The sequence below is a fragment of the Gimesia aquarii genome, from assembly GCF_007748195.1.
GTDB classification, from domain to species: Bacteria; Planctomycetota; Planctomycetia; order Planctomycetales; family Planctomycetaceae; genus Gimesia; species Gimesia aquarii.
On record NZ_CP037920.1, the window covers coordinates 173,057 to 195,421 of the forward strand.

The 22,365-nt window shown below is 39.4% G+C and carries 17 protein-coding genes; 4 read left to right on the plus strand and 13 right to left on the minus strand.

Annotated features, from left to right (window positions below):
- The first annotated feature begins 68 nt into the window (after positions 1-68).
- Together V144x_RS00715 and V144x_RS00720 are read left to right on the plus strand one after the other, a co-directional pair.
- A complete protein-coding gene (locus tag V144x_RS00715; protein WP_144979897.1) occupies positions 69-2,036 on the plus strand; it encodes a S41 family peptidase in 1,968 nt (655 codons plus the stop codon).
- 190 nt (positions 2,037-2,226) lie between these two features.
- On the plus strand, positions 2,227-3,231 hold the full coding sequence (locus V144x_RS00720) for an L-threonylcarbamoyladenylate synthase (RefSeq protein WP_232102671.1): 1,005 nt from the start codon (positions 2,227-2,229) through the stop codon (positions 3,229-3,231).
- Here the strand turns inward: V144x_RS00720 and V144x_RS00725 are convergent, their stop codons facing one another.
- Positions 3,232-5,622: an ATP-binding protein gene (locus V144x_RS00725; protein ID WP_144979900.1), complete on the minus strand. Its 2,391-nt coding sequence runs from the start codon at positions 5,620-5,622 to the stop codon at positions 3,232-3,234.
- Between the two features lie 697 nt (positions 5,623-6,319).
- The gene (locus V144x_RS00730) at positions 6,320-7,429 is read right to left on the minus strand and encodes a protein-glutamate methylesterase/protein-glutamine glutaminase (RefSeq protein ID WP_144979903.1); all 1,110 of its coding nucleotides are present in this window, start codon (positions 7,427-7,429) and stop codon (positions 6,320-6,322) included.
- Positions 7,430-7,706: 277 nt separating this feature from the next.
- Between V144x_RS00730 and V144x_RS00735 the strand changes: the two genes are divergently transcribed.
- Positions 7,707-8,642, plus strand: a complete 936-nt coding sequence (locus tag V144x_RS00735) for an alpha/beta hydrolase (RefSeq protein ID WP_144979906.1) — start codon at positions 7,707-7,709, stop codon at positions 8,640-8,642.
- A gap of 25 nt (positions 8,643-8,667) precedes the next feature.
- Here the strand turns inward: V144x_RS00735 and V144x_RS00740 are convergent, their stop codons facing one another.
- The 10 genes from V144x_RS00740 to V144x_RS00780 all read right to left on the minus strand — a co-directional run bounded on the left by V144x_RS00740 (position 8,668) and on the right by V144x_RS00780 (position 19,604).
- Complete coding sequence (locus tag V144x_RS00740; RefSeq protein ID WP_144979909.1) at positions 8,668-10,242, minus strand: hypothetical protein; 1,575 nt, start codon at positions 10,240-10,242, stop codon at positions 8,668-8,670.
- Positions 10,243-10,271: 29 nt separating this feature from the next.
- Positions 10,272-12,077 (minus strand): hypothetical protein, encoded by a 1,806-nt coding sequence (locus V144x_RS00745; protein WP_144979912.1) that lies wholly within the window; start codon positions 12,075-12,077, stop codon positions 10,272-10,274.
- A 61-nt stretch (positions 12,078-12,138) separates the two neighbouring features.
- Positions 12,139-13,116 (minus strand): DUF1559 domain-containing protein, encoded by a 978-nt coding sequence (locus V144x_RS00750; RefSeq protein ID WP_144979915.1) that lies wholly within the window; start codon positions 13,114-13,116, stop codon positions 12,139-12,141.
- 10 nt (positions 13,117-13,126) lie between these two features.
- Positions 13,127-14,044, minus strand: a complete 918-nt coding sequence (locus V144x_RS00755; protein WP_315852406.1) for a DUF1559 domain-containing protein — start codon at positions 14,042-14,044, stop codon at positions 13,127-13,129.
- A 43-nt stretch (positions 14,045-14,087) separates the two neighbouring features.
- Positions 14,088-14,552 (minus strand): hypothetical protein, encoded by a 465-nt coding sequence (locus tag V144x_RS00760; RefSeq protein WP_144979918.1) that lies wholly within the window; start codon positions 14,550-14,552, stop codon positions 14,088-14,090.
- A 16-nt stretch (positions 14,553-14,568) separates the two neighbouring features.
- Complete coding sequence (locus V144x_RS00765; protein ID WP_197998706.1) at positions 14,569-15,165, minus strand: PulJ/GspJ family protein; 597 nt, start codon at positions 15,163-15,165, stop codon at positions 14,569-14,571.
- Complete coding sequence (locus V144x_RS28230; protein ID WP_197998707.1) at positions 15,158-15,523, minus strand: hypothetical protein; 366 nt, start codon at positions 15,521-15,523, stop codon at positions 15,158-15,160. Before V144x_RS28230 ends, V144x_RS00765 begins: the two co-directional genes overlap by 8 nt.
- Positions 15,524-15,622: 99 nt before the next feature.
- Positions 15,623-17,197 carry a type II secretion system F family protein gene (locus V144x_RS00770; RefSeq protein ID WP_144979924.1) on the minus strand — a complete coding sequence of 525 codons (1,575 nt, stop codon included), beginning with the start codon at positions 17,195-17,197 and terminating at the stop codon, positions 15,623-15,625.
- 26 nt (positions 17,198-17,223) lie between these two features.
- Positions 17,224-18,498 carry a type II secretion system F family protein gene (locus V144x_RS00775; RefSeq protein ID WP_144979927.1) on the minus strand — a complete coding sequence of 425 codons (1,275 nt, stop codon included), beginning with the start codon at positions 18,496-18,498 and terminating at the stop codon, positions 17,224-17,226.
- Complete coding sequence (locus V144x_RS00780) at positions 18,498-19,604, minus strand: type II secretion system F family protein (protein WP_144979930.1); 1,107 nt, start codon at positions 19,602-19,604, stop codon at positions 18,498-18,500. The genes V144x_RS00775 and V144x_RS00780 overlap by 1 nt, the downstream gene beginning before the upstream one ends.
- A 443-nt stretch (positions 19,605-20,047) precedes the next feature.
- Here V144x_RS00780 and asnS point away from each other — a divergent pair, with 443 nt between their 5' ends.
- Positions 20,048-21,439 carry an asparagine--tRNA ligase gene (asnS, locus tag V144x_RS00785; RefSeq protein ID WP_144979933.1) on the plus strand — a complete coding sequence of 464 codons (1,392 nt, stop codon included), beginning with the start codon at positions 20,048-20,050 and terminating at the stop codon, positions 21,437-21,439.
- A gap of 31 nt (positions 21,440-21,470) precedes the next feature.
- On the opposite strand, the gene V144x_RS00790 is transcribed toward asnS, so the two are convergent.
- Positions 21,471-22,325, minus strand: a complete 855-nt coding sequence (locus tag V144x_RS00790) for an alpha/beta hydrolase (protein WP_144979936.1) — start codon at positions 22,323-22,325, stop codon at positions 21,471-21,473.
- Positions 22,326-22,365 lie beyond the last annotated feature (40 nt).

Genomic DNA, 22,365 nt, shown 5'->3' on the forward strand with positions numbered 1-22,365 from the left:
GAGCCATCACAGAGGAAGTTGATTGGCCGGACTTAGGAGTCGCCAGGCGACTTATATCGGAGGGGATCATGAACCGATCACAATTTAAAAATAGTCAAAACGAAACCGTAAATTCTGCTCGACTTTTTGTTTGGGGAATGGTTGTACTGATGACAGCTGTGTTCTTGTCTGGATGTGCGACCCTTTCACATGCAGCAGAGAACGAGTCATACCAAGAGGATGTCTATCAATGCATTAACAATCGATCTTTTGATCGTAACTTCGGTCATTCATCTGAAGGGTTTCTGCCAGCTTCCTATTCCGAAGATCGTCGTTATCAAAGACAGCACCCAGTGGGAAGTAGTTCTCGGTTTGATGAATATGAGATCAAATTGCGACGGTTATTGTCTGGAAATGATCAGCGGTTTGACCAATCGCACGATCGTTATCCTCGAGAAAGAAGTGATTTTAGATCAAGAAGGCAGCCTCGAAATTCTTTTGAAGACAACAGCAACAGTCAGAAACTAAGAGAACTGATTCGGGAATTACGAGAACGCGTCTTGCCTCAGTATGATCGTGAGCAATATGAAACCGAATTTCCGAATAATTATCCAATCGATCCTAACCAAGAACTAAAAAATAAGTTATCGCAACGGTACTCTAGTGCTTCGGTTGTAGGAACTCTACAGAATCTTGACCCTCAGAGAGCTTACGCATTCTATCTGGAAGTAAACCGGATGATAGATTCACGTCATGTTCAGCCCCCATCTTATGATGTAAGAACTAAGAAAGGTCTACAGAATTTGATATTTGCTGTGGAAAACAGAAAATTTCTGAGTGTCAATCGTATTTCGGCATCGCCCGAACAAATTAGGATGGCACAGCAAAAGTGGCAGCAATTGATAGATCAACATCCAGCGCGTTCACCTCAAGATGCTGTAGTAGTACTACGTCAAGCAGCCGACATCGCTGGGAGTCATCTACGAATGCAGGCGACGGGAGTGATTTATGAGTTTGCCTATGGTTCATTGTATGCTCTCGATAAACATTCACGATTTGAATTTACCCCCAGTGTTTCTGGCCCACGAGTCGATGTAGGAGGCGAAAGCGTAGTAGGTGTCGGAGTACAACTCAAAGTACATCGCGAAGGTGCTGTGATTCTACGTACTCTCAATGGGGGTTCTGCACAAAGAGCAGGGCTTCAACGAGGAGACTTGATCGTGGGTATTAATCAGCGTACTTTAGCTGGACTTTCTCTCGATGAAATTGCAAATATGATTACAGGGCCTCTTGGTTCAACCGTTTCTCTTGAAGTTCGAAGGGGAAGTAGGAATGCCAGGATCAATCTAAGTCGTCAATCTGTTCGAATCACAAATATCAGTGAAGTGAAGATCGTTGATATGCAACAAAAAGTAGGTTTGATTCGATTGGAAAAATTTGGCGAGGGAGCAGTCCAGGAGATAGACCAGGCATTGTGGAGCCTGCATCGACAAGGTATGAAGTCCCTGATTTTCGATTTACGTGGAAACCCAGGAGGTTTATTAACTGAAGCTATTTCAATCTCGAATCGGTTTGTTCCCTCTGGTCAAATCGTTTCTACGAGAGGAAGAAACCAAAGTGATAACACCGTTGAATCAGCTACTCATGAACGAACTTGGAAGTTACCTCTTGTTGTATTAGTTGATGGAGATAGTGCCAGCGCTAGTGAGATATTCGCTGCTGCTATTCAAGAGAATCGACGAGGGTTGGTTGTCGGTAGAAAGACCTATGGAAAGGGAACTGTTCAAACACATTTTCCTTTACAATCAGTCTCTGGAACGTTTTGGCTTACGACTGCCAAGTTTTATTCACCGACAGGTCGCGAAATGGCAGGAGTGGGTGTGAAACCCAATGTTCCAGTAAATATGTCAGAGCAAGAATTGGAAGAGGTTGGTCCTGTTGATCGAGATCTTGAGGCAGGTATAAATACGATTTTAAGTCAAAAACCTGCCGAACTCGTAAATAATTTCGCATCACAACAGCAGGTAACTCCTCTGAGATTCAATTTTTCAGGATAAATGAAACCCCTTCGATAACCAAGTTTTCACTTGGTCATGATAAAATCAAGACTCTTGCTTTCTTACCAGTTTCGATACTAAGCAGTGTGCTTTTCCGGTTGCCCCGGGTATTGAGGTTGGTATGATGCGAGAGTCTTTTTTTAATCTTTCCAGGGACTCATTCGCTAATGAATTTGGGAAGTGACGATTTTTGTTTGTTAATTTCTTAAGATGTAAAATGAAGTGCGTAATCAGCCAGGATATCAAAGCCGGCGCAAAGTTGATTCGTGATGGTGAGCTTGTTGCATTTGCAACGGAGACGGTTTATGGTCTCGGAGCAAATGCCCTCAATCCAGAAGCAGTGGCTCAGATATTTGAAGTGAAACAAAGGCCTTACTTTGATCCATTAATCGTTCATATTTCTAATGTCGCTCAGCTTGAAAATATAACTTTAGGGTTGTCAGAGCACGCTAGAAAACTGGCAGACCGATTTTGGCCTGGACCTTTGACGCTGGTACTTCCTAAGAAGAAAGTGATTCCAGATCTTGTCACAGCAGGTTTAGAATCAGTTGCTGTTCGTATTCCTGCCCATCCCGTCGCTCGAGAGCTATTAGAAACGACAAACTTACCTATTGCAGCACCCAGTGCTAATAAGTTTGGCAATCTTAGTCCCACTCAAGCCAAGCATGTAGAAGAACAACTTGGAAGCGAAATTAAACTCATTTTAGACGGAGGTCCGTGTTCTGTGGGAGTTGAATCTACAGTAATTCAATGTGCCGAGGGCTCGCCTATTTTACTCCGACCAGGAGGAGTTTCGCTTGAAGAAATTGAATCGTGTATCGGGGAGGTGCAAATTGCAAGGATCGAAGATCATGCAGAGACGAACTCTCCTCTCAGCCCTGGCATGCTGCCTAAGCATTATGCCCCAAAGACTCGCTTATTCATCGTGAATAATTCGGATGAGATCCCTAAAACTGGTAGAAATGGATTGTTAAGTTTATACCCAATAGAGGAAACATGCTTGCGAGGATACCAATTTTCAGCTAAGGAAATACTCTCTCCAGCAGGTGATTTGAAACTTGCTGCGTGCAAATTTTTTACAGCGCTGAGAAATCTTGATAAAGCAGAAATTGATAATATTATTGCATTACGTATGCCAGAAAAAGGATTGGGAAGAACGATCAACAACCGTTTGGAGCGTGCGTCGTCGTCCTGATCAATGCGTCGTTCCCATATGTTCTCGATACTCTGTGATACTTTTCTGAATTGTTGTAAAGAATTGGGTACGATTAATGGGCTTAGTCGCATAATGATTGCATCCTGCTGCGATGCATTCTTCTTTTGCTCCGTTTGTTGAATGGGCCGTTAAAGCAATAATCGGATACTCAAAGCCTTTTGATCGAAGTACTTTTGTAGCAGCATACCCATCTAGTTCCGGCATTTGCATATCCATTAATATTACGTCGAAAGGATTGCCTTTCTCTATTGCCTCTAGTGCTAAATTGACTGCGATTTGACCATTCTCAGCTAAAGTGACTTTTGCTCCTGATTTCTTAAGTAAAAAGCTAATTAATTTCTGATTATCCAAGCCATCCTCGGCCAATAATATGTTGTAGTTCATCTCGAAGTCAGATGTAGTGCCAGTTTTGCTTAATGCCTTTTTGACTTCGTTTTTGAAAATCTGATCATCAAAAGATTCTTTATCAGAAATCGGTCTCATTTTTATAGTCACAGTAAATGTTGTTCCAATTCCGTATTCACTGTTGATATAAATCTCCCCACCCAAAATATTGGAAAGGCGTTTGCATATAGTTAAGCCTAAACCTGTTCCCCCGTACTTACGAGTTGTAGATGAATCTGCTTGAGCAAATGGTTGAAAAAGTCGAGAAATTTGTTCTTCTGTCATGCCGATTCCAGTGTCTATGACATCAAACTGTAAGCACGGACTTTTAGAATCTTCTTCAATGGTTCTGATAACAAGCTGAACACTTCCTTGTTTAGTAAATTTAATCGCATTACTCAGCAGATTTATAAGAATTTGACGAAGCCTAATAGGATCACTAAGAATAAATCTTGGGACTTTTCCATCGATTCTTACGAGAAGTTTGAGTCCTTTGTCGATTGCTCGAATTTCCATCAATGTTTTAACATCTTCAATTAGTTCTATAAGTGAACATTCGATTTCTTCTACTTCAAGTTTATCTGCTTCAATTTTTGAAACGTCTAGAATATCATTGATCAATTCAAGTAGATACTCACCATTCTTTTTAATGGTATCAATATGCCGAATTGTTTCCGGGTCTTCATTTCTTTGTCGCATAATTTCTGCAAAACCCAAGATTGCAGTCATAGGTGTGCGAATCTCATGGCTCATGTTAGCCAGAAAAGCGCTTTTGATGTGGCTGGCTTGTTCGGCCTCCTGGTGAGCAATCACAAGGTCATCTACCATATGGTTAAATGTTTTTGACAGGCGTCCTATTTCATCCTGAGAATCAACTTCTATACGATGTTCAACTTTACCAGCTGCGATAAGTTCTGCGCTCTCTGAAAGTTCTAGTATCGGAGACACAATTCCACGTGAGATTATCCAAGCTGAAAACAAGCCAAAGACAGTACCAATGATGGCTAATAAGCTGATTACTATTTTAGCTGATCGAATTGAAGAATCTGCATCATGGGTTGCTTGTACTGTTTTAGCATAGATCAAGGGATGTGCTTGATTATGCAGCAACTCGTCAATTGAATCCAGATTCTGCTCGAAACTAGCAAGTAGCTGGTCCAATTCAATCGTGATTTTCATGACTTGATTGCCTTGAACGCTTGCTTTTTCGAACTCATTACCAATGTCTTTTATCCGTTGTTTCTCAATGTGATCAGACATCGAATTTAGATATTTTCGCTCAAAAAATTTGAATTTTTGTTCTGCATCAAAAATACGAGATAATAAACTGTGATTTCGCTGAACGATATATTCCTCAACTGAGCCAAAAGCAATATTGAGATATTTTTCCATATTGTGAGAAGCATCGGCTCTTACAATCTCACCATCAGGCGTATCGACGTTTGTTTCCAGTCTTTCACTTTCAATGAGCTTATTGATATGCTTTACTTGCTTCATAAATTGAGCTAAGGCAGCATCTCTTTGGTCGACCAAACTGGTAATTGAAGTCGCCATTTGGTTATAGTTCGAGTATCTTGTACCAATTTTTTGGCTCAAGATTTTTTCTTGTTTCGTTGATGCGAGGTTTTGGTATTGGATATGACTTTTCGTAAAACCATTTCTAGAAATATTCAGTTTACTGAGGTCCTTTGGGTTCCGATCCCGCACATAATCTAGAACAGCTCGCGCAATTTCTCCTGCTTTAATTTCCATCTCAAGAATTGATTCTTCGAGTGGTTCTTCGACATTCACAAGCCGTGAAATATCTTGATTTATATTTGAGATCTGATAGAAAGTCACCAAGCCACTTACAACTTGTACTAACACCAGTAATCCAAAGGCAATTTTAAGCCGATTTGAGATAGGCCACTTTCTCAATTTTGTTGTGAGGTGGTGAAAAGGTCTTTGCTTTTGAATGGATTGATTGTTCAATTGATTCTGTTTCATGAAATCTGGTGTGTTCAAAAATGAGATGTTTTCACTGAACAGGGGAATCTACTGCTGCAAGGATAGGGCATATACCTCCTGCAAACTATATCTTTCAAAAGGATAGTGATTGATGTGGTTGTGGTAATCGTTTAAAGATTATGAGAATGATTTAAGGGAAATGTTGAGGGTAGGGAATGCAGCGATCATAGCAGGCAAAAGCTGTCTCATTATTAACAACTGAGAATTAACGAAATGTTGTCGTTAATATTAAGGTAGGGATAATTCTTAATTTGAGATTGAAACTAATAAAAAACGCCAGCACCGTTCAGAGGGGGGTGAACGATACTGGCGATCAACAAAAATCTGGTTTTCTAATTGAAAAACTAGGGCGATCTAAAAGCTACTTTTTCAATTCGGCATGGATGAAATCTAAGTAGAAGATCGTGTAAGCTTCACATCCAACCAGACAGATTCAAAGCTGCAATCTCTTGAGTGGGTAATATAGTCGTGAATCTGATAAGTTTTGGCTAACACTAAATATGAAATAGCCTTTATCAGGTCATTTTAGAGTATCGTAATGCTCATGAGTATCACACTAGGTGAATCTGAAAATCGACTTTTAAAGCGATTTTCTTAGATTGCCGGGTCATTACAGGATTATCGATTGTGACGATATTATTCTCTTGAGAAAAGCTCTTTTTAGATCGAGGCGTAATTATGCTCGGATTAAACACTGTGACTTTATTTCTGCTGCAATTTGAGAAAGGGGTAAGATTTTATCAGCTAACCCAGCCCCAGCGACTGCTGCTGGCATACCCCATACAACACTACTTGCCTCGTCTTGCGCAATAATTGTACCGCCTGCACGAGCAATATCATGGGTACCTTCAATCCCATCTTCACCCATTCCAGTTAACATCACGGCTAAGGTTGTGTTTCCAAAGTGCTCCGCAGCAGATCGAAACAAGGGATTCACAGAAGGTCTACAGAAATGCTCGGGAGGTGCTTGGTTTATTAGAGTTACCTTTTGACCATTTTGTTCACCGATCAGGAGATGGCTGCCTCCTGGTGCAACGTAAGTTTTATGGGATTCCAGCGGTTCATTATGCTTAGCTTCTACGGTCGTTCGTCCAGTATCTGTTTGGATATGAGACGCCAGCATTTCTGTAAATCCTGGTGGCATATGCTGGACGATCAGAATTGGAATTGGGAAATCAATTGGTATTTGAGGCAATAATTCTGCAAGCGCTTTAGGCCCACCTGTACTTGTACCGATTACTAAAACTTCAGGTTGTTTATAGAACTTTAAGTTTTTGTTATATACATCCTTGTTTTGTGAGTCAGAATGAGCCAATTGTGATTGATGACTTGAGCGATTTTGCTTTAGATCACTAGATGAAGAAGGCGTTGTTTTCTTAGATCCGACAGCTTTTATCATCATTACCAGTTCGCGTGAGAGTACACGAATACTCTCAGCAGCACTACTTGTCTGTGGCTTCGCAACACAACCAACTGCACCTAACGAAAGGGCCTTAACAGTGGTTTCTGCTCCTTTACTAGTCAATCCACTGGCCATGATTACTGGTACACCTGGGTAATCTTTTTGGATCTCTTGTAAAGCAGTCAACCCGTCCATAACCGGCATTTCGACGTCAAGAATTACAACGTCAACAGGATTGGAACTCATCCAGCTTAACGCACGCTCACCGTTCATAGCAGTGCCTACAACAACAATTTCAGTCTCTTGTTCGAGGGATTTCGAAACCAAACCTCTAATTACAGCTGAATCGTCGACTACTAAGACGCGAATGGGATTGGGACTCATTTTTAAACTTCCCTGTGTGAATTGCATTTTTGGATGAATAGATTTTCAACTGTATGTTTAAAATTTGACAAAAAAACCTACAGACTTCACTATGATTACTATAGTTCAAAAAAACGTCCGTTGCCGAGAGCGCTTTTTTTTGAAACGAATTCTATTAGACCATTATCGGGATAATAGATGTATTTGTTATAATTGGCATGTCACGTATTCAACTATTGATAATTAAAAGATACTTACTTAGTGAATCAAGCAGATAAATCCCTCCAAGGAATTTCAAATGTCGGTCCACCCTCAGGTTAGTAGATACCTTGATGAGATTTCAAAAGTAGACATACCTCCATTTGAAACGATCACTCCAGAGTTTATACGGTCCACCCTAACTCCCTCCCCTGAAGCTCACATTCCAGCCAAAAAGATTGAAAATCGAGTGCTCTTGGTCAATGACACAGAAATACCAATCCGAATTTACACACCTGCAAGTATCTCGGAAGTTTCTAATTCCAAAGCTCCTGCTCTTGTTTACTTTCATGGTGGTGGTTGGGTAATGGGAACATTGGACGCTTATGATGGATTGTGCCAGGATCTAGCAGGTACGGGAGATTGTAAGGTTATCTCAGTCGATTATAGAATGGCTCCAGAAAATCCCTATCCACTGCCATTCAAAGATGCATATTCTGCAACAGAATGGGTTTCAAGTAATGCCAATGATCTAGACATCGATCAAAATAGAATCGCGGTTGGTGGTGATAGTGCTGGAGGGAATCTGGCAGCTGCGGTTGCTCTTAAAGCAAGACAGTCGCAACAGCTGAATTTATCCTTTCAAATGTTGGTTTATCCTGTCACCAACTATCGGTTTGATACAGAATCATACCAAAAGTATGGAATCAATTACTTTTTAACTAAACGCGCTATGCAGTGGTTTTGGGAGCAGTATCTTCCTGATGAATCCGCTGGCCGCGAAGTTTACGCTTCTCCATTGCGTTGTAAAGACTTAACCGGGTTACCTGATACGATAGTAATTACAGCGGGATACGATCCCCTTTATTCTGAAGCGGTACAATATGTAGAACAAATGCTGCATTTCGGAAACAACGTTGAGCACATTAATTATGAAGATATGATCCATGGTTTCTTTAGACGTTCGGACCTATATGATCGGGCATTTGAAGCGGTTCAGTTAGCTGGTCTTAAATTAAAGCAGGCTTTCTTATAAAAGTAAGCTCAGCATATGTAACTTGTTATTCTTCTGAAGCAATCTGATTCAAACGCTTTCCAATCAATATTTGTAATACAAAGCAACTCAAGAGACTTAAATAGAATAAAGGCAAGAGAAAACCCGTTTCGCCAAAAACCTTACCAAATAGAAGATACGTTATTTGTAAAAACGGTGTCGCACAAGATGCCATCAAAATCATAGTGCCAGCTGCAAATGCAAGAGCCCCCCAACGCACAACGATAGAAAAGTAAGTCAGGAAATGCAGGAATAGAACTAACTGGATTAAAAAGACAATAAATAGAGAGTGATATCCTGAGTCAAAAAGATTAAATGCGCTATCTGGTGAAATAAGTACAATGATACAAATCCCAATACAAACTGGCATCAAAGCAAGTAAGTAGCCCCCTATTTTTTCATAAGCAATACGCATTATTGACAGGGGGAGAATCGAGAGCAACGGGATCATTTTTTGTGTTCTTTCTTCACGAAAGATTCTGGAAAAATAGATAGTGCATTCTACTACAAAGCCAGAAACTAATAATATTAGGGATGTATTCATTAACTCCTTCCATGAATATGAAAAAACAAAAGTAGGACTGGAGTATTGGTCCAAGATCATTCCCCCTCCTACGATCGTCAGAATACCAGACAAGTAAAGGGTCGACTTGAGCTGTAATGCTCTATTACCCCCAGATAAAAAGTGAAATTCCCTCCAGGAAATAGCCAGTCGTCCCGGTCTCGATTTTCTTCTTTTTCGTTTATACCATTTTATCCTGCTTCGTTTTTCTAAAACCGGTTTCGTTTCTGTGCAACGCTCAAAGATTAACCAGGCGATGAAAAAACAACTCAATCCAATCAATAAATTATTGATGACCTGAGTAGTCATCACTGATTCTGAATAACCTGTCGTCAGAATTGTATTGAGACTATTGGTCACCGAAATTTCTTTACAATAATTAACACAAAATAGGATGCCCTGATAAAGAGAATCATTCGTTGTCACATATCCTCGTGACTGAAGGTCTGTTAAGAATTCTGTCATTAGGAAGGGGAAGAAGAAAAAGAGGAAAAATGCAGTCAATACAAGAGCAATTGCTGTTCCAGAACGTTTTGCGTAAACAGAACAAAGTAAGGAAAAATTGGCTACTAGTAAGACATAAGCAACCATCGCTCCAATTGCGGCATAAATCTGGTGAGATGTAATTCCTCCCAAAGCAACGGCGATCATCAAGAAAGGGAGTTGTCCAATCAACAACAAGATCACTCTAGAGACTCTGACGGTTGATTTCCCCAAAAGTAATGCGAGTGTATTAATACCAGCTAATTTCAACAATGGAAGTGTTTCTTCTTCTTTTTCCTCAGTGATGGCCGTTGAAAAAAAACCAATTCCCGTCAGTGTAACCAGCCAGAAGTTAAGCCAAACAATTTTTGTGAAAAAATCGAGTCCTGGAGAACTTGTACTTGAGCTGGTTAACCAAGAAGAAAATAGAATTAAAAAAACAAGCCCAACACACGCAAAACGAAGAATGTGTGTTTTTTTGAGAAGGATATCCTTTTTTAATGAGAAGCTGCAAAAAATCAAAGATCCTCGAAACATATTCAGCGACTTTCAAAAAAATAAGACTCTCAACCAGCTTGGCCTGTCAGTGGAACATCGAGACAATAGAGCACCAGACCCTCTTTTCGAGAAAGGTCAGGAGATTCAGGAAACAATTTATCGGGAATTGAACTGAAAACCAAAAGCTTTCCATGGTTACTAGTAAGTTGAAAATTAAGTCCTTGTTTTCTTGATGAAAGTTTCAACGCACGTTGCAGTAAAATTGGGGCTAAGTGTTTTATAGAGAGACTATTTTGCAGGTCTTGTGGTTTGACAAAAGAGCTAATTCCCTTTGGAGTGAAACGATACTCATCATGGAGAGGGTTTACGCTGAGAACTGAACGCAGATTTCGGGAAGTACCTCGATATTTTAACTGATCCTTTTCTTTCTTTAGCTCGTATAACTTTGCACCATACAGGAAATGGATCTGGTCAATCTCCTGGGGAAAATCGTTATCAATTCCCAGTGAAAGCACTTCTATTCCGAGGTCATTCGTTAGAAATGAATTGATTTTTACACCAAAAATGGTTTCTGTAGTTTTCCCTCGATGAAAGAAGGTGCGAGATGAGTTTGTCGGAATATCAACCTGTATTCTCCCTTCCCTTCCACTGATGGCAATACCATTCACTTTTGAGTATTGTTGACATGTAGAATAGATGTGTGAGTCACCGAGATGGGATATTGTAAAATTCCCCCCCGATGCAATCCCCAGGCTCGACCATTCTGTGATATCGATTTCATTTTCTGGCAATATATTTGCGATGATTAGCGAATGTATTTTGGATGTGCGATTTGCGCTGTATTGTCCAATTATCAAGAAAATGAAACAAAAAATAGCTGTGCTTAATAAGTAGACACCATAAAAAGTGAAGTGGTTATTTGAAATTTTTGTAATCAAATAATAGCCTGGTCCAGCAACAATTAAGTAAATGAACGAGAGCAAAAAAATGAAGTACCAAATTTGTTTTGGTTTACTTAAATCATTCAATGTCGCTAAAATTTCTTCGTCATTCGTTGGTGGATTGTATGAGACCGCAGAAAATTCATCATAAGAGAAATTCGAATTTTGCGAAGAGGTAGCTCTCTCTCCTTTCATGAATTGGCTTTCTAAGGAACGATTGTTTCTCATAATTAATTGCTTAAGTTCCAGCGATGGTAAGTCATCCAAACGATTCTGATGACGGTAGATAATTCCATTCCCAAAATGAACAGTTGATGTAGTACTGTTTAAAGGTAAAAAGGAATCGGGAAACGTAAGTGGGTTCCCATTCGAATTTTGGAAAAGATGTACGGTCCCTCCGGTAAATATCCATTGCATAAACGCTGTTCTGCGAGATTTTTCCCACTTGGGAACATGGTCCAAAATAATTGTGTCTAATGAATCAATTGCCCCTAAAAAAGGTGGAAACAGGTCTTCAGGATACTGTTTAATTCCTGGAATGGCTTTGCTTAAACTATTTGGTGTTACTAATTGAACCGTTATGAGTTCTTTCGAAACCTGAGGTGACAAAAAAGACTGAGAATGTTGCTTATTACCACTTTGCCAGCTTAGGTTCCAATGACTGTTAGACTCCATGAGATAGGGATAGAACTGGAGCCATTTTTTTTCAAAAGGCGCGATATAAGTTGAAGTCGAAAGTGTGATATCAATTTGCTGTCCACGAAAGGTCTCTTGGTGAAAAATGAAGTCACTCTCAAATGGTACCGGGTCAGTATTTTCAACTAAGATCGTAACGGGGTTAATTTTAAAAGCCACTGGACTGCCATTAAATCCCCAGCGGATATCATGAATCTCAATTGCTTCAACAAACTGAGGAAACAAAAATGTGGCCATCAAAAAAAAGATGCTCCACGCTAATCCAAAATTTGCTAGCTTCATCTTCAGGAGGGAAATGTTAATACTCTCCAATCAAGTTGCTATCGTGACGATTGGCAAGATTCCTTAGAATTTCAAAATCAGTTTTTTGTCCAATATATCTTACCGAACCATCTCCCATGCAAAAGTGAGCTCCTTCCGCATGAAAGCTTGAAAATCCACCTACTTGAAGCAAAAGCTGTCGTTGTTTGGGTGTCAGGGGTACTTTCTCTTTTTTGATGTCTAAGTCGTCTGATGGTGAATCAGACATCTCATATTCTTCGTCATACAGTTCTTTTTCGAAAGAAAAACCACCAGCTCTTCCAAATGGAGAGCTTTGCTTGAAAATATTTCCATTTGACATGACAGTGTTAATTTTAGTTCCCATATTGCGGAGTGTAGATGAAGTTCCAGAAGTCCAACTCAAAAAACCTCCATCACAGGCTTCTCCGACAAAAATCGTATGTGAACGTCCATCTTTAAGATCTTTTTCACGAATGCTGCTGTTTAAAAATAAGGCTCCGTTATTGCCAGTGTCAATTGGTACTTTTGTGTCATTGTGGCAGCCGACATAATTGTATGCTTGATTAGAGCTGGATGGGCATATAAAGCCGGAGAGACGATAATTTGCCGTTGTTCGATTGATGGGGGCATAAACGCCATAACGAAAGTCATAACTATGAAAAGCGGCTCTTTCATCTAAAAATGGTAGAATCTGAATGACCCAACTTACATGATAGCCTTTTGGATGATTGAGAATAGGTCCTTTTGAATTGACAGATCCCGAAGGAAGGACTAAGTGAGCCATTTGATAATGATTGAGTGCTATACCAATCTGCATCAAGTTGTTTTTGCAATTTGTGCATCGTGCTGCTTCACGAGCCTGCTGAACTGCGGGAAGTAAAAGCGCAATTAAAATTGCAATAATGGTAATAACTACAACTAGCTCAATCAGTACAAATCCGGATTGAACCTGGGAAGCTCTATGCTTAGAAAACATAATATTAAGTTTTTTCATGATTGATCGTTTAATACTCGGAGATTAGTTGTCCATCGTGTCGATTAGCTAGCGCTTGATAAGTTTTGGTATTGATATTCTCACTTAGAAAACGTACTGAGCCATCACCTGACCCGAAGTGAGCCCCACCAGTGTGGTAACTGGAAAATCCGCCAACTATCAGTGCTTCATTTTCATTGCCGGAAGATTCAGGACTTTTTTCTTCATTCTCAGTGTCTTCTTCAACATCTTCCGAGTCAAAACGTTGTTCAAAGGAAGTTTGTCCCGCAAAAAAATTAGGAGAATTAGAATTAATAGGTTCACCCGCGTTTCTCAGCGTTGATCGAGTTCCCGAAACCCAGCCCAGCTCATTTCCTTGTGTAATTTCTCCCACAAAAATTGTTTTTGAGCTTCCGTCTAAAATCTCATCATAGCGAACACTGCTATTCAAGAATAAAACACCGTTATTATTGACATCAATGGGTGTTTCTATATCGTTCTGCATTCCAGCGTAACAATGCCCACGATTGGGGTTTGAAGGACAGCGTAAAGTCGAAATACGGTAGTCGGCCACTTCTTTATTAATGGGGTCATAAACGCTTTGGTTAAAGTCGAACTTATTAAAAGCAGTCTGTTCATCTAGATACGGTAGAATTTGTATAATCCAACTCACATGGTATCCCTTAGCCTCGTTTCGAATCGGGCCTGTTGGATTAACCGTGCCAGAAGGTAAAACGTTATGAGCCATCTCATAATTTTGGAGAGCAACGCCAATCTGCATCAGATTATTTTTACAAGAAGAGCGTCGTGCTGCTTCTCTTGCCTGCTGAACTGCCGGCAGGAGCAAAGCAATTAAGATTGCAATAATGGCGATGACAACTAGCAATTCAATGAGCGTAAATCCACGACGGGATCTCATTTCTGTCAATTGAAAATGGGAATGTGACATAATGATTCTTTCGATGTAATATTGTTATAATCAGAAAAAGAATTTAATTATTAGTTGCGATAATTCTTAACTGAAATGGCCATTCACGTATGACACGGACCCGTTCTGTCGACTTTGCAGGATAACTGGCTGTGGTTCGAATTGTGATCGAATTGTTTTTTTGAATGGAACGATCAATTTCGATCAGAACTTCGCCGGGAAATTCTCCACCAATGTCTTCAGGTGAAAGCGACCACATTTCTCCATCATAGTCGGTTTGATTATTAAGTTTTGTGATTGCGCGCTGTGCCGCAGCATCTGCTAACCAAATAGATTGAAGACGGTATTGCTCTTTTTTTAACTGCTTGATTTCGGTGGATGATTGCTTCAGTAGTTCTCCAATGATTGTCAAAGACAGTATGAGACAAATCATGGGGATCAGAGCAACTGAACCGCCCCGATTCGTTTTACCTCCTTGTCGCTTTTCCGAAATGTTTGACCTTGAATGATCCGTTATTTGTTTCATCATTTTCTTCAATTCTATTTTATTTTGGAATTCTTTTTTGAATTGAAAATTTACGGTTTACTTGAGACTCTACTTTGAAGGAGTTACCAGGTTTGTTGAGCGTTTGGTTTTCATGTAGTACTTCTGGAAGTATTCTAAAATTCATAGAGACCATTAGGATTGGGTTTTGTTTTTCAATTTCAAAGTAAAGCGTATCTTCAGAGATCGGATATTCAGTTCGAGTAATGGTTTTATTTGATTGCTTTTTTACACGCAGAATCCCATTTCCCTGGTTATTTTCTGAATAAAGAATTGAAGTTTCGGGTTTCATCTCGAATTTGAGAATTGTAGCTTTTTTGTTATCCTCAGGAACAATTTCTACACTTTGAGCGCTTCTTGCATCCTCTCGAAATTGATAAGAAAGTCTTTGCAGGTTGAAAGTCTTTTGAATCCGATTTGTACCTTCCATTTCCACTCGCATCAGAAATGCTAGAATCGAAGCACCTAAAGTAAAAATAACGGATATCAGAGCCATAGCCAGCAACATCTCGATTAATGAAACTCCTTTAGGTAACACACTTGTACTGTTTAATGTGGAATTTGTTCGTACCGTCTTAATCATTCTTAGCTTATTCATTGCTATCTCTCCTGCCGTGGAACCAGAGAGAAAGTAGAATCGGATCAACCTTTTGACCATGGGGGTTTTTCCACGAAAGCTGGAGACGCACTTGTCGAATATTCAGGTCAGATTCTTTTTCAACAAGAGCTACTTTTAATTGAGGTTCTTTTAGATCAACTTGATTAATCAGTTTTGATTTGTATTGATTCAATCTCTCTAGATTAAGACTATTCCAATTATTTTCAGCTGTGATCCTCTCCCCCAGATTCGCTAATGCTGTTGTGGCCAACAATCGCTCGTCAATTGATCTTCTTTGTAGATTAACAACTCTAAATGCGGGAATAGAAATAGCTAGAGTAGCACTTACGAGAATCATTGATATGAAAGCCTCGAAAATCGTAAAACCTTTTCGCTTCTTAATAAAAGAGGCTGATCGAGATTTGATGAGATGGTATTGCTTCATTTTTCATGTAACTTAAATGAGGTCACGTAGTATCTTGATGAGTGGCATAAATATTGCAATCACGAATAAGCCTACAAATATACCCAACAGACTAATTAATACTGGTTTGATTATTTCCGTGAGGTATCGTAATTTTCTTGCTCTACGTTGTTCTATGGTGTCTGCCAAAGTCCTTAATACATAAGGTAGGTTGCCCATCTTCTCAGCAGTTGCACATAGCGATGCTTCTGCGCTGTTAATCACTTTATTTTGTCTTAGAGCGATCCAAATATTTTCACCCTGATTAATATTATTATTAATCAAGTGTGTTCGCACTCTTACATCTGACCAGCGATGAAATTCAGATACAGTCTCCAGTGCTAGTAAGGGAGGTGCTTCGACTGAGACTGACTGAGCTATTTGCCTGAGACAGTGAGGTGTGTTTAAGCGAGGGAACCATTCAGTGATAAAGGGAATCCGAAGATTAAACCATCCATAATAATTTCCAAAATACATTAGGAACAGCACAATAAATGGCAAGGAGCAAAACGGTAAGAACAAGTAAAAATAGGATATAACAAAATCACTTGTATCCATTAGAGACAACGTCAATGGTGGAAGTTCAACACCGAAGTCCAAAAAGATTTTTTTGAATTTCGGAATAATCCAATACATGATAAAGCCGGTAATCAGGAATTGAATTGAAACGACGATAGATAAATAAAGGATAAGATTTGCGATATTTGATCTATCAGATAACTGTTTTAAATTTTTTGTAGTCTGGACGGCTGCATCACGTAGAGCAATTCCCAGACTGTTACTCTTTTCTCCAATGCGCGCTGCAACGATAGTTGATTGTGGCACCAGTCCTGGGGTGGCTGACAGAGCTTCTGTAAGGGAGAAACCTGAATGGAGGAAACTACTTAGTTCTTGAATTTTTTCTCGATATTTACCAGACAATGTCTTGGAATATGTGTCAAGTTCGGTTGCGAGGGGAATATTTTTTTCTACACAAACAGTGAGTAACCAGAGTAATTCAGATTCGTTTGCTTTTTTATTTACAAACGCGATTCTTAAAAGGGATACAATTATCGTAAAACCCAAAAATAAGATTGCAAATAGAACTAAAGAGACGATTAGTGACAAAGAGGCTGTAATTGCCACGGGGGCAAAAATCAACACGGGAACAAATAACATGAGAGGAGTTCCCAATGATATCCATCCTAATGCCTGGATTTTCTGTGTCAGATTTCGTAGAGATTCAGGTAGAACATATTCGGCACCTTTGTTCAGAGCAGAAGCGGCTCGATAGCAGTTTATTTCTAGAATAATTGGAATTGGGAAAAAGAGAATGACCGGTAGTATCAGAAATAGAGAGCCAAGAATGGAATGATGATGAGTGATTACCAGAAGAAGATAACATACCAGAAAAGCTAAACTCATAAAAATCATAATCATAGTAAAAAGGAGCCAGAACGATTTTATCAATGGGTTCACAGCTTGATGACCATAGTCTTTAATCCTGCGCGCAAGGAGAATGGAAGAGATTCCAGCAATAGGGAAATAGACAAAAAATGCCAAACAATAAATGAGTCCAAGTATTTCCACAGATTCGATGACTTTCCTGCACAATATTATGAAAGGTCGTTCAGTAATTTGATTAAGGGCATAACAAGAGCAAAAATCAGCATGCCTATGGTGAGCATGACACCTGCTAAAACAAGGGGCTTAAGTGCGAAAACGAGGGAGCCTGTTTTCATATTTGCTTTCGCTTGAAATATATTGCTACTGGCACGCAGAGAATCAATAAATATTTCGGGTTGATCTTGCCAGCGAAATAAATGCGCAAAACTTTTATTGAAGTTAGGAATTTCTGAGGTTGCTTGAGTCAGGTTAGACCCATCTGCCATTCGTTTTTTTAATATTTGGCAGCCTGCAATGAGATTAGGATCTCTAGTCGAATCTGCAGCTAATTCTATTGCCTTAGGCAGTTTGATGTTGGCTTCGATAATCGAGGCTAGCATACGACAAAATTGAGCAATTGAAGTATAGTTTAAAATGCTTCCAAAAATAGGTATCAGGTTGAGTAGCCTTCTGCGTGTTGCTTGCAACTTGAGTAGATCAAAGCTAAACCAGAATCCCAAAGCAAAGACGATGGGGTATGCAACAATTGGAAATCCAAATTGGGAAAAAAAGTCAGAAATGCTAAATGCTAAGATGGTGATGCCAGGGAGTTCTGTTCCGAAGTCCAAGAAAATGGATTTAAAATTACTAACAACTGTCACTAGCAGAAAGTAAAAGAGCAAGAACGAACCAAAGACTAAAACACTTGTATAAAAGACAGAGATCAAAATTCTATGTCGAGTTTGAGCCATAAGCCTTTGGCTTTCGATATAATCTTCAATAATGGATTCCAATTTTCCGGTTTGTGCGCCAGCTCTGATAAGCGATTCTAAATTTTGAGGAACATTTTTTAAATGTTGTTCAAAACTATCTTCCGGCGTTTTACCATGCTCTAAATCTTCAGCAATTTTTTGTAACTCACGCGTAAGTTTTTTAGAAGGAGTTTCTTCTGCTAAAGTGCGTAAACTCGCTGAAAGTGGTATTCCATATATTTGAAATTCCGAATCTCTAGCAACGAGATCAATAAATTCCGGCTCAGTATTCCAGGCAGCTTTTCCATATTCGGAAAGGTGATTACTTTGAAAATCGATGATTTCCAAAGGTTCGCCTGCGACGGAAGTTTCTTCGATAGTCGATGATGTATCACTGGAACAGTGATCCACACGAATAATCTTAAGCCCTTGCTCCATGAGTTTTATGCGTGCAGATTCATCATTAACTGCTTCCAGGAAACCTCTCGTTTCCTGGCCATCATGGTTAATACAAACATAGGAATACCGGTTCATTATAGGGTAGGACTCCCTAGCATTTTCAAAATTTCTACAAACGGTAGAAATACGATGATTGTATAGCAGGCGGTAATTCCTCCTGCGACAATGATCAACAATACAACAGGAATGATGTTTTTAAGCCAATCAATTCGATTTAAAATGCGGGTTCGATAAACTCGCGAAATTTCGGACAGAATATTGGGGAGATGATTTTGGTAAGTTTTTTCCATGATCATCGTTTTGATAAAAACCGGAAAATGACGGCAAGATTGGATTCCTTCTTCCAGTGATACTCCTTGTTCCAGCAAATTGGTAAGTGATTTGGTGTCGGCTATGACTTTAGAACTCCCCGTTGATTCAGCAGCAAGCGTAAACGCTTCAGTAAGAGGTACATTATAGGAAAGAAGCAAGCTGGTCATTTCAGTAAAAGTAGAATAATTCATTTCCCGAATCAAATTCCGATAGCCGGGTATCCAGCCATAAGCGATTGTAGAAATTATTTTACCTCCCAAGGGGCGTTTCTGATCTCGAGGTACAAGAAACAAGGAGCGACTGGATTTCCAACAAAAGAGTAAAAAGCAAAACGCAAAAGGGATGATGAGATACCAGATTTGGTAGAATTCGAACAATCGATAGACAAATTGCAGTAAAGGAGTCGTTTCGAGTTGAAACATTTTGTGAACAGTAAGCAATTCTGGAAATATCACAAAGCACACGAAAAGTGAAAGCAAAAAGGCCATGATTAATACAAAGGCTGGGTATAACAACGCATTACCTATTTCCTGGCGTAATTCGATTCGAGAACGAGAGAACGAAGTATACGCTGTGAGTGCTTCTGGGAGACGTCCCATCCGTAGGCCTGACTTAATCAGTGATAGGTAGGCTAAAGGCAATTTCTTCGATTCTAATTCGATTGCTTCTTCAAGCGTGGATCCTTGTTCGGTTCTATTAATGAGTCGTTCAACGAAATCACGAGAATCTTTTCTCAAATGTTTGGCTGCATTTCGTAAGCCTTCGTCTAAGGGAATTCCTGCATTAATCATTGCTGAAAGCTCATCATTCAAGTCTGAAAGACTTGCAGTTGATATTTTCTGGCGTGAAGAGATATCTACTTTAGCCATTTGTGTGTTCCATAGGTTTATCTATAAAATATGTGGGCGCATGGCCACTTTTTGTTGAAGTGAATGATTGGTTATTTTCTGTTTGACAACTTTAATTTAGGTATAGAGTGAGAGGCTAAGATGAATGATTAATGAAAAAATCTCCTATTCTATAGTCTCAAATTAGACCACTTATCATAGCCCTTTTGTTTAAAAGATCTAAAAGAAAGTTATTTTCGGAATTTCTACTTTAGATATGACCGCGGTATCATGTCACGGTTATTTTATGGTGTTTAACATGTTTGCACGATTACAGTTTACAGAATCAAAGTTGCACATTACAAAAGAAAATCTTTTCATAATCAATTGCGTTTTCATTCAAGTAAAAATTTCTTAAATAGAGTTTGACCTACAGTTAAGATAGTGTTCTGTACTCTGATCTCAAAACAGGAAAGTTCCTTTTAATGGTTCGTACAAAAATAAAATCAGCTTTAAGCGCATCTCAGCCAGGAGAAACGATTAAGGTCTGCGGTTGGGTGCGAACTCGTCGTGATTCCAAGAGTGGTTTTTCATTTGTTGAATTAAACGATGGTAGCTGCATGGCCAATTTACAAATAGTGATTGACCAGAGTGTTCCCGATTATGAGTCCACAATCAAAGATGTCACAACAGGTGCCAGTATCACAGTGATTGGAAAAGTGAATGAATCACCTGGGCAAAAGCAACGGGTTGAATTACATGCGGAATCTTTTCAGTTGTACGGTACTGCAGACTCTGAATCTTACCCACTACAAAAAAAAAGACACAGTTTTGAGTTTCTGAGAGATATTGCGCATTTACGTCCTCGAACGAACACATTTGGAGCGATTACACGTGTTCGCAACGAAGCTGCTGCGGCAATTCACCGTTTTTTTCAGACGCGAGAATTTCTTTATATTCAAACTCCCATCATTACTACCAGTGATTGTGAGGGAGCGGGTGAGATGTTTCAGGTCACAACCCTGAATTTGGAACATCTTGCGCAAATTCAAACAAAGCTTGATTTTTCACAGGACTTTTTTGGTAAGCCTGCATCATTAACAGTTAGTGGGCAATTAGAGGCTGAGATATTTGCCACATCGATTGGAGAATGTTATACGTTTGGCCCCACATTTCGAGCAGAAAATTCAAATACATCCCGTCACTTAGCTGAATTTTGGATGGTTGAACCTGAAATGCCATTCTACGATCTTAATGATAATATGGCTTTAGCAGAAAGCTTTGTCAGAACTGTGATTGAAGATGTCCTTGAAAATTGTTCGGAGGACATGGAATTCTTCAATCAGCGGATTGACAAAACGACCCTTGAGACATTGAGAAATATTACAGAAAATGAGTTCATACGTGTTCCTTATACAGAGGCGATTGAAATCATTAAATCCAGTGGAAAGAAATTCGATTTTCCCATTGATTGGGGAAGTGATATGCAATCGGAACATGAGCGATTTTTAACTGAAGAACATTTTAAACAACCAGTTATTGTTTATAATTATCCAAGAACAATCAAGCCGTTTTATATGAGATGCAATGACGATGACAAAACAGTATGTGCCATGGATGTGCTTGTTCCGGGGGTTGGTGAAATTATCGGTGGAAGCCAGCGTGAAGAACGTTATGATGTGCTGATTGATCGCATGAAAGAGGGGAAATTAAATCCGGATGATTATTGGTGGTACACTGACTTACGCAAATATGGAACAGTTCCTCATTCGGGATTTGGACTAGGGTTTGAACGTCTGATACAGTTAATTACATCGATGACTAATATTCGTGATTGCATACCATTCCCAAGAACTCCCAAAAATGCAGAGTTTTAATGAAAAATCAGATACATTATGGTTCCTTTCATTATTTCAATAAATGCAGTTTGAACCATTTCACGACAGCTTGGCTCGCGCGAATTTTATCTTCTCCTTGAAATCCATGAGCTGCATCTTTGATAATTAACAATTCTGCTTTAACTTTTTGCTCTTTAAATTGTTTCATGATTTTTTTGCTGTGACTAATTGGAACGAGTTTGTCCTGATCTCCATGAATTAATAATGTTGGGGGATCATCTTGTGTTACATGTAGTACTGGAGAAAAATCATCTGCGAGGTCGGTATTAAATTGTAGAGCGGGAAAACGGTGATAATAAGGGGACTTCTCGTTAACAAATTCCCTTAGATCTGTCGGAGGATAGTAGGCAACTACAGCAGCCACGCGGTCGCTGCTTCGCAATACCACGTCTTTTTCTTTAGGACTTCCTTCATCAGAAGTTGTTCCTAGAACAAGTGATAAATGACCGCCGGCACTTCCACCCCAAACACCTAACTGATTAGGACTCACTACATAATCTTTAGAATGCAGTCGGATAAATCGGACACTCCGTCGAACATCCTTAACCACTTCTGGGATTAAGAATTTGGGACTGCTTCCATGCCTAACAGAAAAAACTGTAAACCCTTCTTCAAGAAGTGGCTTAAACATATCCAGCATGTTGTTTGGGTCAGTCCATCTAGAATACCAGCCTCCACTTACCATAAATAGAATACCTGCTCCATTAGGCTCCTTTGGTGGTTGAAAAACATCAAAAGTGAGCGCCATTCCAAACTTATGGCCATAGACGACGTCTGGAATAATTTTCACATTTTCATTTGCACTAGAAGTTTGTACTGATATCAAAACAGAAACAAGCATAATTACAGCGAAAGCAAACCTCATAATATATCTCCCAGATCGTGTAACGACTATTTTCTTTCAA